The 15298-nt window shown below is 68.2% G+C and carries 19 protein-coding genes; 8 read left to right on the plus strand and 11 right to left on the minus strand.

Features of this window, described 5'->3' with window-relative positions; genetic code table 11:
* Positions 1–11: 11 nt before the first annotated feature.
* The 5 genes from HDA45_RS21010 to HDA45_RS21030 form a co-directional block, all read right to left on the minus strand.
* Entirely contained in the window at positions 12–950 is a 939-nt protein-coding gene (locus HDA45_RS21010) for an alpha/beta hydrolase (RefSeq protein WP_184897882.1), read from the minus strand.
* 64 nt (positions 951–1014) lie between these two features.
* On the minus strand, positions 1015–1674 hold the full coding sequence (locus tag HDA45_RS21015) for a response regulator (protein WP_184897884.1): 660 nt from the start codon (positions 1672–1674) through the stop codon (positions 1015–1017).
* The gene (locus HDA45_RS21020) at positions 1665–2726 is read right to left on the minus strand and encodes a histidine kinase (RefSeq protein ID WP_184897886.1); all 1062 of its coding nucleotides are present in this window, start codon (positions 2724–2726) and stop codon (positions 1665–1667) included. The genes HDA45_RS21015 and HDA45_RS21020 overlap by 10 nt, the downstream gene beginning before the upstream one ends.
* Positions 2727–2786: 60 nt before the next feature.
* Positions 2787–3638, minus strand: a complete 852-nt coding sequence (locus tag HDA45_RS21025) for an ADP-ribosylglycohydrolase family protein (protein ID WP_184897888.1) — start codon at positions 3636–3638, stop codon at positions 2787–2789.
* A gap of 9 nt (positions 3639–3647) precedes the next feature.
* A complete protein-coding gene (locus HDA45_RS21030) occupies positions 3648–4652 on the minus strand; it encodes a helix-turn-helix domain-containing protein (RefSeq protein ID WP_184897890.1) in 1005 nt (334 codons plus the stop codon).
* Between the two features lie 54 nt (positions 4653–4706).
* Between HDA45_RS21030 and HDA45_RS21035 the strand changes: the two genes are divergently transcribed.
* The gene (locus HDA45_RS21035) at positions 4707–5891 is read left to right on the plus strand and encodes a DNA glycosylase AlkZ-like family protein (RefSeq protein ID WP_184897892.1); all 1185 of its coding nucleotides are present in this window, start codon (positions 4707–4709) and stop codon (positions 5889–5891) included.
* Here the strand turns inward: HDA45_RS21035 and HDA45_RS21040 are convergent, their stop codons facing one another.
* From HDA45_RS21040 to HDA45_RS21050, 3 genes are all read right to left on the minus strand, one after another.
* On the minus strand, positions 5892–7169 hold the full coding sequence (locus tag HDA45_RS21040; RefSeq protein WP_184897894.1) for a M14 family metallopeptidase: 1278 nt from the start codon (positions 7167–7169) through the stop codon (positions 5892–5894).
* Positions 7170–7262: 93 nt separating this feature from the next.
* Complete coding sequence (locus HDA45_RS21045; RefSeq protein ID WP_184897896.1) at positions 7263–7904, minus strand: pyridoxal 5'-phosphate synthase; 642 nt, start codon at positions 7902–7904, stop codon at positions 7263–7265.
* A gap of 3 nt (positions 7905–7907) precedes the next feature.
* Positions 7908–8600: a hypothetical protein gene (locus HDA45_RS21050; protein WP_184897898.1), complete on the minus strand. Its 693-nt coding sequence runs from the start codon at positions 8598–8600 to the stop codon at positions 7908–7910.
* Between the two features lie 97 nt (positions 8601–8697).
* Here HDA45_RS21050 and HDA45_RS21055 point away from each other — a divergent pair, with 97 nt between their 5' ends.
* Positions 8698–9222 carry a DUF2020 domain-containing protein gene (locus HDA45_RS21055; protein ID WP_184897900.1) on the plus strand — a complete coding sequence of 175 codons (525 nt, stop codon included), beginning with the start codon at positions 8698–8700 and terminating at the stop codon, positions 9220–9222.
* Positions 9223–9389: 167 nt separating this feature from the next.
* Positions 9390–9842: a DUF6918 family protein gene (locus tag HDA45_RS21060; RefSeq protein WP_101611601.1), complete on the plus strand. Its 453-nt coding sequence runs from the start codon at positions 9390–9392 to the stop codon at positions 9840–9842.
* Positions 9843–10143: 301 nt separating this feature from the next.
* Here HDA45_RS21060 and HDA45_RS21065 read toward each other — a convergent pair whose 3' ends face one another.
* A complete protein-coding gene (locus HDA45_RS21065) occupies positions 10144–10857 on the minus strand; it encodes a hypothetical protein (protein ID WP_184897902.1) in 714 nt (237 codons plus the stop codon).
* An 89-nt stretch (positions 10858–10946) separates the two neighbouring features.
* Between HDA45_RS21065 and HDA45_RS21070 the strand changes: the two genes are divergently transcribed.
* From HDA45_RS21070 to HDA45_RS21080, 3 genes are all read left to right on the plus strand, one after another.
* The gene (locus tag HDA45_RS21070) at positions 10947–11507 is read left to right on the plus strand and encodes a peptidylprolyl isomerase (RefSeq protein WP_184897904.1); all 561 of its coding nucleotides are present in this window, start codon (positions 10947–10949) and stop codon (positions 11505–11507) included.
* 52 nt (positions 11508–11559) lie between these two features.
* Complete coding sequence (locus HDA45_RS21075) at positions 11560–12522, plus strand: rhomboid family intramembrane serine protease (protein WP_184897906.1); 963 nt, start codon at positions 11560–11562, stop codon at positions 12520–12522.
* A gap of 100 nt (positions 12523–12622) precedes the next feature.
* Entirely contained in the window at positions 12623–13111 is a 489-nt protein-coding gene (locus tag HDA45_RS21080) for a hypothetical protein (protein WP_184897908.1), read from the plus strand.
* Here HDA45_RS21080 and HDA45_RS21085 read toward each other — a convergent pair.
* On the minus strand, positions 13096–13473 hold the full coding sequence (locus HDA45_RS21085; RefSeq protein WP_184897910.1) for a PH domain-containing protein: 378 nt from the start codon (positions 13471–13473) through the stop codon (positions 13096–13098). The genes HDA45_RS21080 and HDA45_RS21085 overlap by 16 nt on opposite strands.
* A 118-nt stretch (positions 13474–13591) precedes the next feature.
* A complete protein-coding gene (gene crgA / locus HDA45_RS21090) occupies positions 13592–13858 on the minus strand; it encodes a cell division protein CrgA (RefSeq protein ID WP_037308756.1) in 267 nt (88 codons plus the stop codon).
* A gap of 359 nt (positions 13859–14217) precedes the next feature.
* Here crgA and HDA45_RS21095 point away from each other — a divergent pair, with 359 nt between their 5' ends.
* Positions 14218–15141 carry a class E sortase gene (locus tag HDA45_RS21095; protein WP_184905869.1) on the plus strand — a complete coding sequence of 308 codons (924 nt, stop codon included), beginning with the start codon at positions 14218–14220 and terminating at the stop codon, positions 15139–15141.
* The gene (locus tag HDA45_RS21100; RefSeq protein ID WP_184897912.1) at positions 15141–15296 is read left to right on the plus strand and encodes a hypothetical protein; all 156 of its coding nucleotides are present in this window, start codon (positions 15141–15143) and stop codon (positions 15294–15296) included. Before HDA45_RS21095 ends, HDA45_RS21100 begins: the two co-directional genes overlap by 1 nt.
* The last annotated feature ends 2 nt before the right edge of the window (positions 15297–15298 follow it).

Here is a 15298-nt window from a genome sequence, read left to right on the forward strand (position 1 = left end):
ATCAGTCTAGGTTAGGTAACCCTAACTTTCGAGGCGAGCCAGTCGAAGGTCCACCGGTAGAAGCTCCGCGCGGCGAGGCTGGTGTTGATCGAGTGGCCGCTGCCGCGGACGATCTTGTCGGCACCGCAGTCGCCGCCCCCGCAGACCAGGGTGTCGTGCTCGCCGAGAACGTAGGCCGTCGGGACCTTCGGTGCCGCTCGCTTCGCGGCGCCTGGTCCCACGGAGCGGAGTTCGGCCGAAGCCAACGTGTCCTTCAAGGCCTCTTCGACGGGAATGATCGCCGGGTCGTAAGTGCCCGGATGGTGGAACGTCTGCGCGCGGACCCCTGGACGCGTCGTGAAGTAGCCACGGGCCCACGGCTTCCCGGCGAACTTCGGGTCCAGTTCGGCGGGATGGAACGGCGAAGCGGCTTCGGCCCGAGCGCCGGGCCGGTCGCGCGGGATGCCGCTGACGATCACGGCGTCGACCCCGCCCCGTTCGGCGGCCCGTTCCGCGACGAGCCCGCCCATCGAATGTCCGTTGAGGACGATCGTGCGGAACCGCGGCCGCAGCTGCCGGACGACCTGATGGACGGCCTCCCCGCCGGTGGCGAAGTCGAGTGTCTCCGGATCCGGGCGGCTGCTGCGGCCGTAACCGAGCCTGTCGAGGTTCAGCGTCGCGTAGCCCGCCCGCGTCGCACTGTCCACATAGGAGTATCGCCGTGACTGGAACGGCCAGTCCCAGTACGCGCGGTCGTAGGTGCCGCCGTGCAGCAGCACCTGCAGCGGGGTGCGGGCGGTGAACCCGCCGCGGACGCAGAGCTCGCCCGCGATCGTCTGCCGTTCGCCGTTCACCCGTACCGAAAACCGCTGCTCGGAGCAGCGGGCCGGTCGTTCCGTCGCGACCGCCGTCGTGGTGCCCAGCAGGGAAAGAGCCGCGGCCAGCAAGACCGCTTTCGCAGTGAATTTCATGGGGAAAGCGTCGTTCGCGGGCCGGGGTCGCGTCGTCGTGCCACCGTGGAGATCGGCGGCTACGTCAGGCGCGCACCATTCCGCTCTGATAGGCGAAGACCACCAGTTGCGCGCGATCGCGGGCGTGCACCTTGGCCATCGCGCGGCTGACGTGCGTCCGGACCGTCGCGGCACTGATCACGAACTCCCGCGCGATCTCTTCGTTCGACATCCCCCGCGCGACCCTCTGGACGACCTCGTGCTCCCGTCCGGTGAACGCCGAACCGTCCGCCCGGGGCATCGGATGCGACGGTCGCGAGGTGAATTCCGCGATCAGCCGCCGTGTCACGCTCGGCGAGAGGAGCGCGTCGCCCGCGGCGACCACCCGGACGGCTTCGAGGAGATCGCCGGGTTTGGTGTGTTTGAGCAGGAACCCGCTGGCGCCCGCGCGCAAGGCGTCGAAAACGTATTCGTCCAGGTCGAAGGTGGTCAGCATGAGGACGCGGACACCGGACAGCCGCTCGTCGGCCACGATCCGGCGGGTCGCCTCGATACCGTCGAGACCGGGCATCCGGACGTCCATCAGCACCACGTCCGGCACTGTCTCCGCGACCACGGCCACCGCCGCGTCGCCGTCGTCCGCCTCACCCACCACGGTGATCCCGGCTTCCACCCGCAGCAACGCCGCGAACCCGGACCGGACGAGCACCTGGTCGTCGGCGAGCACCACCCTGATCACGGCCATCGCGCGCTCACCCGGAACCTCCCGTCCTCACGGCGCGCGGTCAGCGTGCCGCCGGTCGCCTGGGCCCGTTCACCCATACCCATGATCCCGGCACCGGGGATGTCCGGGCCTGCTGTGCGGACCTCGTTGATCACGTCGAGCCTCAAACCGTCCTCGCCCGCCTTCACCGTCACGCCGGCACTGGACGCCCCGTGTCTCGCGGCGTTCGTGAGCGACTCCTGGACGATCCGGTACACCGCGTTGCCGATCGGCTGCGCGATCTCCGGAGCGTCGAGGTCCAGCGTGACGACCAGGCCCGCTTGGTTCGTCGAAGCGACCAGCGCGGGAAGATCCGTCAGAGTCGGTGACGGCCGCAGCGGCGCGGAATCACGCAGCAGCCGCACCATGGCGTTCAGCTCGTCCAGGATCGTGCCGCTGACCGTGCGGACGACTTCGAGCGCTTCCTTCGCCACTTCGGGATGCTCGTCGAGCACGTGCCGGGCCATGCCCGACTGGACATTGATGACGGCCATCGCGTGCCCGACGCTGTCGTGCAGGTCCCGCGCGATCCGGAGCCGCTCGCCGAGAACGCGATCGCGTTCGGCCTGCTCCGCCGCCGCCGTCCGCTCGCGACGTCCTCGAAGCGCATCGGCCGCGAAGACCGCGACGCCCGCCCAGCCGACGAAGACCAGATCGATGACGCCTGCCCCTCCGGTGGCCAGGTTCGCGCCGACGACCATCACCGCCATGCCGCCCGCGACTGTGTACGCGAGCCTTCGCGGCCGCAGGGTTCCGAGCGCGAACAACGGCACGAGACCGGCGAAGAGCACCGGACCGTCGGGATAGCCGAACCCGAGGTAGAGCAGGAGCGCAAACGCTTCCGCCCCCGCTGTCGCCGTCGGCCACCGCCGGACACCGGCGAGTGCGACACAAGCGAGCGCGACGACGGCGAACCCCACCGCGTCGATCGGGCGTTCCCCGTGTTCGGGCTCGAGGTTCGCCGTGCCGACGATGAGCGACGCACTCACCGCGAGCCATCCGGCCACCGCTCCGGTCCTGATCAGCCACTTCACCGGCCCAGTCTGCCGAAACCGGCCCGCGGGCACGTCCGCTTCGAGTGGAGCTCGCCTACGTCAGATGTGCAGCAGTCGTTCGTCGAGCTTCGCGAGGTAGTCACGGCCGAACTCGCCGTTCTCCAGGTCGCGCCACAACACCGGCGGCAGATCCTGCGCGACCTCGAGCGAACGGGACGCGGCGGCCAGCGCGATGGTCGCGGCGGTGTCGACGTCACCGGTGAACGCGACACAGGTGTGGAGCATCCGCGCGAGTCCGCCTCCGCCGGTGAGCACGGTCAGCGCGGCGCGGACGCTCATCCAGCCCTGCGGCCCGATCTTGCCCGACCACGGCAGCGCCCAGCCGCCGTGCCCGACGTCCTCGGGAAGGATCCCGTCGATCCAGCGCGCGACCTCGGCCACCGGACCGAGCCGATGGTGGCAGTAGTGGACGGCGAGCGCCGCCGCCTGGGCCGCGGCGATCCCGGCCGGGGTGTCGTGCGTGATCCTGGCCTGCAGTTTCGCGTGGTAGAGGACGTCGTCGACGGTCGGCAGGACCCCGATCGGCCCGGCGCGCATCGCCGCCCCGCTCTTGTCGCTCTGCGGCTGGAGCCGCCGAAGCAGCTCTTCGCCGTCCTGGACCTCGCTCAACAGCTGGTGGAACCGCGGCGCGTAACCCTCGTGCGGATCACGGTGATACGCGCGGACGAATTGCTCGGCGAGCAGCAGCGGTGTCCAGCGTCGACCCGAGACGAGCACTTCGGCGATCGCGATCGTCATCTGCGTGTCGTCGGTGTAGCGGCCCGCCGGGACGGCGAGGTAGCCCGGATGGCGGACATAGCCTGCCAGCGTGTTGTGCTCGGCGACGAAGCTCGGATACGCGTGCTCGAACGAGCCGCCGTACGCGTCGCCGATGGCCAGTTCGACCAGCATCAGGCTCCTTCAGGCAGTGAGGCGTGCCGTTTCCGAAGGGAGTTTGCCGTAGGTGTCGCGGTAAAGACCGGAAAACCGGCCGAGATGCGTGAAGCCCCACCGCAGCGCGACATCGGTGACGGTGCCTTCGGCGCGCCCTTGCGCGATCGCGAGCAGATCCTGGTGTACGTGGTCCAGCCGGATCCGGCGCAGGTACTCCAGCGGTGTCAGCCCGAGTTCGGTCCGGAACGCCAGCTGCAGCGCGCGCACGCTGATCCGCGCGGCCATCGCCAGTTCGCCGATCGACACCGGTTCGGCGGCGTGCTCCTCGCAGTAGGTCATCGCGCGGCGGACCGCCGTCGACTTCGGCCGCGGCCGTTCTTCGGCGAGTTCGCCGGACAGCGAATGCGGCTGTGTGTCGAGCAGTCCGTGCAGCAGCAGCTTCTCGAAATGGGAGGCGGCCAACGGCGACCGGTCGAACAGCCCGGACGCGGCGGTTTCGCTGAAGGTGTGGAGCAGGGTGAGCCACTGGTCCATACCCGACGTCGCGACGATCGCCGGGTCGAAGCGCAAGGTCGATGTCGGCGCCTCGCCGAGCCGTTCGCGCATCGTGTCCGCCACCAGTTGGCTGCCCATGCGGAGCAGCAGGATGTCGGGATGGTCGTACCTGCTCTGGAACCGTGTCTCCGGGCCGGTGACGACGTAGCGCGCCGGTACGACCTCGTCGTCGATCGTGATCTGGCTCCGGCCGCTGAGCGTGACGACCACGGTGTACGCGTCCGGGGTCTCTTCACCCTGAAGGACGACATCGGAGTCCAGCGTCAGCTCGTAGACCGAGAGACCACCGGGGTCGATCCCGGGGATGCGGAGCCCGCTGAGCTGGGAAATGTCGAAGGATCCGGTGGGCGCGGGGGTGTGCAGCTTGACCGTGTCCGGCGCGAGAAACGCCTGGAAGGTGTGCTCGAGCTCGCCGAAGTCGTCGCCGGTGACCACCGTCGACGCGATCGGGGACCCTTCCGAGAACCTCTTGCGCACCTGTCGATCCTGCCAGGCTGCGCGAAGCCATGGGGTGCCCATACCGTGGGAGTCATGGCGACCGACAAGCTGCGCGCGTGGTGGGCACATCGGCAAGGTCTCGACGGATCGCTGCACGGGAGGGCGGCGGCCGACGTACTGGAGCGGACCGGCTGGATGCGCTCTGTCGGCGGTTCGGCGCCCTATCTCGGGCTGTTCGCGCGAGCCCGCCTCGATCGCGAGACGGTCGACGCCGACGTCGCCCGGCTCGCCATCCACGAACTGCCCTCGGCCCGCGGCTGCACCTACGTCCTGCCTTCGGCGGATTTCGAACTCGGCCTGACCGTCGGCGCAGGGGCTCCGGCGGGTGAACTCGCGGCCGCCGAGAAGTACCTCGGCGTCACACAGGCCGAGATCGAGCAGCTGTGCGTCGCCGTCGCAGATCTGCTCGAAGCGTCGGCCGAACCGCTCGACCCGGCCGCGATCAAGGACGCCGCCGGGGCCGCGGTGCGCAACCTCGGGGAAGCGGGCCGCAAACGCGGCACCACCACGACGTTGCCGCTCGCGCTCGGCCTGCTCCAGGTGCGCGGCGACATCCGCCGGGTCCCGGTCAACGGGCGGCTGGACCAGCAGCGCTACGGCTACGTCCGCTGGACGCCGTCCCCGCGTGGCGGACTGTCCGATATGGACACCGCGCAGACCGAGCTGGCCAGGCGGTATTTCTCGTGGGCGGCCCCGGCGTCGCTCAAGCATTTCCGCTGGTTCTCCGGCTTCACCGCGGCGAACGCCAAGAAGGCCGTGGCACCGCTCGAGCTCGTACCGCTCGACGGCACCGATCTGCTGATGCCCAAGGAACTCGCGGACGAGTTCGGCGGATTCACCGTGCCGTCGGAACCGTCGTACGCGCTGCTCGCCGGGATCGACGGCATCCACCTCTTGCACCGCGAGCTGCTCCGGCTGCTCGACGACGCCGACGTCGAACGGCCGGTACCCGGTGGCCGCGCGGGGGAGACGCTGGGCGGACAGGCGGATCCGCCGAGTCACCTGATCGTCGACCGCGGCCGTTTCGCCGGCTTGTGGGAATTCGACACCGAGTCGAACAAGATCGTCTACAAGGTGTTCGGAGACGAGGACGCCGCGCTGCGCGAGACTGTCGCGGAGACCCAGGAATTCGTCCGTGACCGGCTGGGCGACGCCCGGAGCTTCAGCTTGGATTCGCCGAAGAGCCGGGCGTCGCGCGTGGCCGATCTCAGAAACTGATCAGGCTTTCGCCTCGTTGATCAGGATGTCGACGGCCTTGTCGTTGCGAGCCGTCTGCTCCGGGATCACCGAAGCGGGCGGGTAGAAGCCGTCGATCCCGCCGTCCTTCGGGTACATCTCGAAGGTGTAGCTGAGGATCTTGTGCTTGCCCCATGCCCAGTCGTTGATGTCGCCGTCGGTGACGTACAGATCGCTGGACTGCTCCGGCGTGTAACCGTTGGTGGCGGCCATCGCTTTGCCGACGTCGGCGAAGCGCTTCGCTTCCTCTTCGTTGAGGCCGGTGTCGGTCTCGTCCTTCGTGTAGCCGTACGGCCAGAGCACCAGTTCCGAGAAGGTGTGGAAGTCGATGTGCGTCTTGATCTGCTGCGCGCCACCGACCACCCGGGAGTTCATGAAGTCCGCGACGGCCTTGGTCTCGGACTCGGAGAACGCCGACGGACCGTGGTAGTCCTCGGCGGACGGGCTGTTGCTCGACCCGCCGCAGCAGTTCCACTTGTAGTCCCAGTTGCGGTTCGGGTCGGTGCCGACGGCGCTGCTGCCCGGAACGGGTTTGCGCGTCTTGCGCCAGCCCTGGTACTCGCCGCCGGTGATGTCGTACTCGGAGCCGTCCGGGTTGACGTTCGGGATCACGTAGATCTCGTGCTCGTCGACCAGCTTCTTGATGGCGGGATCGGTCGCGTACCCGCTGGTGAAGCGCTGCACGATCCGCAGGCACATCTCGGTGGTGAGATGTTCGCGAGCGTGCTGGTTGCAGGTGAACAGGACCTCGGGCTCGTTCTCGTCCGTGCCCGCGTTGTCGCTGATCTTCAGCAGGTTCAGCTCACGGCCTTCGTAGGACTTGCCGACGCTGGACAGTGTCGCGATGTCGCTGTGGTCCTTCGCGGCCTTCTGCAGCTCAGCGGTCGTTTCGGCGTAGGTGTGGTACGCCTCGTCGCCCGGCGGGAAGTCACCGGCGACCGCCGACGTACCCGCCCGGCCGCTGCGCTGTTTGAGCATGCTGTCGAAGTCCCCGAGCTGCTTCAGGCTGAACCCCTCCGCGCGCAGGCTCGCGGCCTGCCCGGGGGTGGCGACGACGGTCAGCGCGTCACCGCGCGAGCCCGCGACGTCGACACCGGTGCGGGCGACGGCGGTGCGTTTGTCGGCGGTGGCCGCTCCCTCCACCGAATACAGCCCTCTCGCCGGGTCGCCGGTCTGGGCGCTCGCGACGGGCGTCGTGACGGCCAGCAGGGCGAGCCCTGTGGCGGCCAAGGCGCCCCCGATGCGACGGCGTGTGGACATTTCGCCTCCGAAGTGCAGGGGACAAGGTGCCGTTCACCGTCGCCGAAGTGAAACATCCACGACAACCCGACGATCGTCGTTCCCAATTGCCGTTTACGGCCAGAGGCGTTCTTTGACCCAGATGTCGGTTTCGAACCGGTACCGCAGACGTTTGTGCCGCCTGTCGTGGCTCGCCTGCCAGAACTCCACTTCGGACGGCGTCACCAGATAGCGCGTCCAGGTTTCCGGTGCCACACCCGGATTCTCTTCGACCCGCCGGCGAGCTTCCTCGGCCGCGGCGTCGAGATCGGCCGGATCCTCGAGCACCTGGGACTGCCTGCCGATGAACGCTTCCACGCGCGACGCGGGCGGTCGCGCGGTGAAATCGGCCTCGGAGACCTCGGGATCGGCGAGCGTGACAGGGCCGCGCAGCCGGATCTGACGGCCTCGTCCCGGCCAGAAGAACGTCAGCGCGGCGTGCGGATTCTTCGCCAGTTGAACACCTTTCGGGCTTTCGGAACTCGTCGCGACCGCCCAGATGTCCCCTTCGACGGCCTTGAGGATCACGACCCGCGCGTCCGGCACCCCATCGGCGTCCACTGTGGACAGAGTGACGGCGTGCGGCGCCAGGACGTGCTCACCGGCTTCGTAGAGCCATTCCAGGAACAGCTCGCGCGGGGTGCCCGGAGTGACCCCCGGGTCGAACTCCGGCAGCTCCTCGGGGAACGACGGCCAGCCGCGCAACGGATCGCCCACCGGTCAGTACCCCGGCGGCCGCTGGCCGTGCTGCGGATACCCGGGCGCGGGCGGCGGATAGTGCGGGGGATGCTGACCCGGCGGCGGACCCTGCGCGGGCGGCGGCCCGACCGGATACTGGGGAGGCGGCGGCTGCTGTGGCTGCCAGCCGGGCGGCGGCACCGGCGGTTGCTGGTGTCCTTGCGCCTGCTGCCACTGCACCTGCTGGTAGACCTCGGCGGGCTGCGGGAAACAGAACGTCAGCTTCGCGTTGACCGAACCCTGCACCGCGGCGCCCCACAGCTTCCCGCCGACGAACGCGTACATCTGCGCCGCGGAAACGTCCACGGCCACCATGCGCGTCTCGCCGCCGAACTGGTTGCCGGATTTCGCCGACGCGGCCTGCGCGGCGTCCGGGTACACCCGGTCACCGATCAGACCGGCGATGACCACCGACGCCGCCGTCCAGCCGACGGTGCCCATCACGTTCGCGCGCGCGTGCTGCGTCGCCAGCCCGGTGAAGTCGTACAACGCGGGGGCGGTCACCTCCGGGATCGCCGCGGCGACCACGCAGTAGTTCATCGTCGACAGCATCACGGATTCGGTGAACAGCCCGACGACGGCCGTGCTCGGGCCGATCTGGACCGTGTTCAGCCTGCCACCGCTGCGCTGGATACGTTCCGCCACCGCACCCAGGTACTGCTCCTTGGTGAGCACTGATGCCTCCTGAAGACCGCTACGCATCGCCATCGTCGCATGAAGAGGGCGGACGGTTGCGGCGACGCGGTGATCCGATCTGCTTCACTGGACCATCATGCGACGTCTTCTGATCTTGCCGCTCGTCGTGCCGCTCCTGGCGGCCTGCGGGCCGACGGAACAGCCGCCGCCCGCGGCGAACCCGACCGCGCCGTCGACCACCCCGGCGCCCCAGATCCCGCCTTCGCCGGAACCCACCGGGAAGGGCCCGTGCCCGTACCTCGGCGCGGACATGATCTCGGATGCCAACGGGCAGAAGGTCTCCAAGGTCAAGACGTCGGCGGACCAGCCGCATCCGACCTGTTTCTTCTACGCGCTGAGCGGGAAGCTGCAGCTCACCGTGCGCGTGTACGTCGGAGAGCCCGCCGTCGCCAAGGCACTCGTCGACCAGGCGGCGCCCATCGACACGTCCAACCCCGCCGACGAACCGGCGGGCTGGAAAGGCGGCTACCAGCCGTCCGGCGAGGGCGCCGTCTACGCCGTCGCGAAGGGTGGGAACGCGGTAGTCGTGACCACCAACCAGAAGCAGAGCGTGAAGGCACGTACGGTGGCGAAGGAGGCTATCGGTGAGCTGAAGCTCTAGGTAGTGGTATCCACACGTCAGAGTGAAGTTGATCTTGTACTACCCTGTGCCGCACGCGCGACGGTTCGCGGGACCAGCGCAACGCCAGATCCGGCGGAGGCCGCCTTGCGGTGTGGCTCGGCGGCACAAAAGATCATTTCTCCCCATAAGACAAAAGGACAGGTTTCGTGGCTGACACCCTCAAGGAAATCTTGCTCGACTCCACCCGTCGCCCGGCGGTCGTGAGCGACTTCGAAGGTCTCGTCGACGCTGAGGTTTCGGACAAGGGCGGCGTTTCCGGTGCCGTCGTGAAGACCGGCTTCGCGGCCGTCAAGAAGATCAAGCCGGGCATCATCCCCTCCGCCGTCGACGCCCTGCTCGACGACTTCACCGGTGCCCTCGAGCCGTTCTACGGCGACTACAAGGCCAAGGGTGGCAACGACTTCGGTGCCTACCTGGTCGGCCGCGGTGACGAGGCCGCCGACGCGCTCCTGTCGGTCACCGACGCGCGCGCCGACAAGAGCAGCCGCGACAGCATCAAGAAGGTCTACGGCAAGCTGCGCCCGAACGGCAAGAAGAACGTCGAGGAGGCCCTTCCCCGCCTCGGCCAGCTGATCGACAAGCACGCTGCTGCTGTTTAATCGCGCGGAGCGCGATCGATCGCGCTGACGTAAACGCGCCGAAGGGGCGTCGATCCGCTTCCCACTCACGTGGGGCGGAGAGGCGCCCCTTCATCGCGTTTACGTGGGCCTTCGGCCCAAAAGAGGGCGCGATCGGTGAAGTCTCGCCGTCGCGCTGGCGCGCTATCGGCGAGACAGTCCGCCGGTCACTTTGTTGGGCGCGTTGATCTTCGATGCTTGGACGTGAAAGGGCCGCCCAGTGGCCTTGTGGGTCACTGGGCGGCCCTGGCGACAAGCAGAAGAAGAGGGTTGGGCGTCGTTCTCAGTTCTTCTTGTCGGCGGAGCTGGTCGAGGCCTGGTGCCCGTTCTTGGGGGCGCCTGGCTTCGGTGCCGCGGGCTTGGCCGCACCCGAACCCGCGGCGGGACCGGAAGCGGCGGGCTTCGCGGGAGCGGGCTTCGGCGCGGCCGCCGCCGGAGCGGCGGGCTTCGCGGGGGGAGCGGGCGGAGCCTTCGGCGGCGCGGGCGCGACCGGCGGCTCCTGCTTGGAACGCAGCGCGTAGGCGGCACCGGCGCCGACCACCGCGATGCCGATGACCCACGGCCAGCGGCGACGCTTGCGCGTCCCCTTGGCAGCGGACTTCGCCTCGACGACCGCGGCCCGGAAGTCCTTCTTCGCGGCCTTGAAGTCCTTCTTGCCCCGGCGCTTGGACTCACCGGCGGACTTCGCGGCCAGGATGGCGGCCTTACGTGCCTTGCGGCCCGGCTTCCGCATCTCGGAAAGCCTGGCCAGCGCCTCCTTACGAGCCGCCTTCGAGCTGCGCTTGAGCTCCTTGCGGGTCAGTTCCGTCTTCTTCGCGAGCTTCTTGCGCGCGCGACGGCTGGTCTTAGCGATCTCACCGGCGCTCTCGGAGAGCTTCTGCTCGGCTACCTCGACGGCGTGGGCGGTGGCTTCCTTACCCGCCTCAACCGCACGTTTGCGCAGGCCGAGCGCGCCGGCCTTCGCCGACTCGCTCACCGAATCTGCGGCCCGGGTCATGGCCTTCACCTCATCAATCGTTTTGATTCTGCTTCGTTGCTTGTAACCTATCGTGCCCCTTTTCCCCAGATCTTGCCGCAGATGGCACGATGAAGCTCGTGACTGAAAGCAAGGGATCCCTCATTGGTGGCGCGTTGAAGGCCACTCTGCACACCAACCAGGGTGACATCACCCTGAACCTGTTCCCCGACCACGCGCCGAAGACGGTCGCGAACTTCGTCGGGCTCGCCGAGGGCAGCAAGGAGTACACGCAGCCCAACGCGCAGGGCGACAGCTCGGGCCCGTTCTACAACGGGTCGATCTTCCACCGCGTCATCGACGGCTTCATGCTCCAGGGCGGCGACCCGACCGGCACCGGCCGCGGCGGCCCCGGCTACAAGTTCGGCGACGAGTTCCACCCGGAGCTCCAGTTCTCCAAGCCGTACCTGCTGGCCATGGCCAACGCCGGGCCCGGCACCAACGGCTCGCAGTTCTTCATCACCGTCGCGCCGACGACGCACCTGAACTTCAAGCACACGATCTTCGGCGAGGTCGCGGACCAGTCGTCCCGCGAGGTCGTCGACGCGATCGGGCGCACGGCGACCGGTCCGGCCGACCGTCCGCTGCAGGACGTCGTCATCGAGAAGGTCAGCATCAGCCGCGAAGGCTGACAACGCTGATCGCACGGCCTGTTACGGGGGATTTCGGTAGGTTGGTGGCATCGTGAGCCAACCACCGAATCCCCAGTACCAGCAGGCCGCCATGCCCGGCTGCTGGTGGCACCCGAACCGGCCGACCGGGCTGAGCTGTGCACGCTGCGACCGTCCGGCCTGCCCGGATTGCCTGCGCGAAGCTTCAGTGGGCTTCCAGTGCACCGACTGCGTGCAGGCCGGCCGCCAGCAAGACCGCGTCCAGCAGAAGCAGTACCGCGACGCCGGCTACGGCGCGCGCACCCTCGCCGGCGCCCGGCAGCCTCGGACGGCGATCGTGACGCCGATCCTCCTGGCGCTCAACGTCGTCGTCTTCATCATCACGGTCGCCCAGTCCGGCAGCATCTCCGAGAACTTCTACTCGGAGGTCTTCCAGTACGGGCAGCTGTCGAATTCGGCGACGTTGGTGGACGACGAGTGGTGGCGGGTATTCACCTCGGGGTTCCTGCAGTACGGCCTCCTGCACATCGCGAGCAACGCGTTCTCCCTGTGGTTCGTGGGGCGCCCGCTGGAGACCGCGCTCGGCCGCGTCCCGTTCCTCACGCTCTACTTCGTCGCGATGCTCGGCGGTTCCGTCGCGAACCTGGTGTTCACGGACCTCAACGCACCCGCGGTGATCGGTGCCTCCGGTGCCATCTTCGGGCTCATCGGCGCGTACGCGGTCATCGTCATCAGGCTCCGGCTCAATCCGACATGGCTGCTCGTCATGCTGGGGCTCAACGTCTTCATCACCTTCCAGGTGCCGGGGATCTCGATCCTCGCGCACGCGGGCGGTTTCGTCGCCGGTCTGGTGACGACCTTCGCGCTGCTCTACGCGCCGGAGAAGAACCGCCTCAAATGGCAGCTCGGCGGGATCGCGATCGTGGTCGTCGCGCTGGTCGGGCTCCTGATCTGGAGGGACGTGCAGACGGCTTCCAGCGTCTGCGGGCTGGTCACCGAGAGCGGCAGACTCCGCTACCTGTGCTACCCGGCGTAGTCCCGCTTCCCCCGAGTGGGTTATGCGATTACCCGGTGGAGAAGCAACATGACGGGGTACCTTCACGTTGATTGTCAACATCATCACCGTGGGGGTTGAGATGAAGATTCGCAAGGCAGTCCTGTTCACCGCCGTCGCCGCGTTGGCTTCGGCACTGGCACCTTCGGTCGCGCAGGCCGGTGAGGCCGCGGAAACCTGCCAGACCTACACCAAACGCTATTTCCTCGGCTCGGGAAGTGCGATCACGCTGCGTGTCGCTTACGTCGATGCGGCGTTGAAAATCTGCTTCGGCGATCCCGGCGTCACTTCGTCGGTGGCGACGCAGACCGTCGGCACGACGGGGCCGGGCGCGGCGAGCGGCTGGGAGGTCACGGCCGGTCAGGCGGTGGTGGAAGACCAGCGGCCGCGGCACGTCAAAGCCAAGTTCAGCGGTTCGCTGCGGACCTGTGTCGTGAAGATCAACCCGATCTGCTCGCCGGCGTCGCCGTACGAGATCTTCGGGGAATACGCGCCGCCCGCTGTCGGCCCGGCCGTACCGGGCTGGTCACACGGCCCGAACGGCGATGTCCACTACTACGACAACGCCTGACCCTTGAGGGCGGTGAGGACGTCCAGGACGTCCCTGGGGTCCTCGCCGAGGTCGATCCGGCCGAACACCAGCAGGTGTTCGCCGGATTCGACCTCGAGGGTCAAGCCGTCCCGGCCGAGACGGCGCGTCGTGCGCAGCCGCAGCCGCGCTTCGGTCCAGGAATAGCGGTGCGCGCCGCCGAACGTCCTGGCCAGGATCCCGTCGGGACCGGCGGCCAGCCGCGGCCGGAGCAGGGTGCCGTGGAGCGCGAGCGCGCCGATGGACACCATCGCCACCCCGGTCAGCACGGTTCCGCCGACGTCACCGGCGAAAGCCAGCCACGTCACGCCTGCCAGCAGCAACAGGGTGATCACCCAGGCCACTACCACAACGTTCTGGCGCGGGGCCCACGAGGTGGGGTAGTTATCCACAGGGGTTATCCACACTGGGGATGAGTCACACCGGTGTAATTCGGCGTCAAGCCGCCAACCGGAGTAATACTCACCGCCACCGCATGGTCATGAGCAACCCGGCGATCATCAGCACGAAGCCGATCGCGAAGTTCGTGTTGCCCAGATCCGCCATGAAGGGGATCTTGTCGCCCGCGATGTAGTTGACGACCAGCCACAACAGGCCGACCAACATGAGACCGAACATCACGATCTTGTAGAACAGGTTCGACGGGCCCGCGGCCTTGACCTTCACCGGCGTGCGGCGGTCGGTCGGCGGGGTGTACGCCGTTTTCTTACGGACCTTGGACTTCGGCATCGTGTTCCTCGCGTACTGTTCGGCTTCCCTGGTGGCGATGACCCGCTTTCGGGTGCGCAACCAGCGCCACGTGCACACGTTAACGTAAACGAGCGCCGCTGGGCACCGTCCGGGACCGGTCGATTTCCCGCACTGTGACAATGGTGTCACACACGGTTCGACCTCGTGCCGGTTCGACACTGTGCTGGTTCGACACTGCGGCTTGGTTCGAGACTGAGGAGCTTTGCGTGGCTGAGCGGGAAGAGCCGGGTGGGGACCGTCGGCGGTACTCCGAACGACCACCCGGTGAGGGGCGTCCGGTGCCCCGCCGGAGGCCGCAAGAGGGCAGGTCACAGGACGGGCCGCCGCCGCGACGCCGGATGGACGCGCCTCCGCCACGCCGTCGTCCCGTGCCGCCGCCGGGGTCGACCGAGGAGACCGTCATCTTCGAACCGGTCGGCGGTGGCACCGCGACCGAGGAACGCCCGCCCCGGGAACTGGGCAAGGGCGGAGTCGCCGTCCGGACCGTCGGGGAGCTCCTCATCACCGCCGGGCTGGTGGTGCTGCTGTTCATGGTCTACGAGGTCTACGTGACCGACCTCTTCTCCGCGGGCAAGCAGTCGGAGGCGAGTTCGGAGCTGGACGGCGACTGGTCGAAGGACCGGCAGCTGCATCCGGACCTGGTCGACGGGAAGGCGTTCGCCAGGATCCACATCCCGGTGTTCGGCGCCGACTTCAACTTCACCATCCAGGAAGGCACCACCGAGGCCGCGCTCGAAGTCGGCCCCGGCCACTACAAGGGCACGGCGCTGCCGGGCGAACCGGGCAACTTCGCCATCGCCGGTCACCGTGTCGGCAAGGGCGCGCCGTTCAACGATCTGGACAACCTCACCTCGTGCGACCAGATCATCATCGAGTCGCAGACCGACTTCTACATCTACAAGGTGCTGCCCTACAAGGACGAGGTCGAGGGCTGGGCCGCGGGCAAGGGCGCCGACCCGAAGTGCAAGAACGTCGGGACGCTGCGTGATCCGAACGCCGTTGACGGCGGTGCCTACGGCGAGACCAACGGCCGCCGCATCGTGTTCCCGACCAAGGGCGACACGGTGAACCCGGTGCCGTACAAGGATCCGGAGATCCTGCCGAAGGCCGAACAGGTCTCGCTGCTCACGCTGACGACGTGTCACCCGAAGTTCTCGGCGCGAGAGCGGCTCATCATCCACGCGGTGCTGGCCCAGCAGGTGCCGAAGAACCAGGTGGGCACCTACGCCGAACTGCTGCCCAAGATCTCGGAGGCGCGCTGATGTACGGCTGGATCTGGCGAAAGCTGCCGGGCCCCTTCGCGGCGAAGCTGACCGTGGCGGTCGTGCTGGCGCTGGGGATCGTGGCGCTGCTGATGTTCGTCGTCTTCCCGTGGCTCGAGCCGCGGCTGTGGTTCAACGAAGTGAGCGTCCAGTAGAG

The organism is Amycolatopsis umgeniensis (genome assembly GCF_014205155.1).
In the GTDB taxonomy this organism is placed as follows: Bacteria; Actinomycetota; Actinomycetes; order Mycobacteriales; family Pseudonocardiaceae; genus Amycolatopsis; species Amycolatopsis umgeniensis.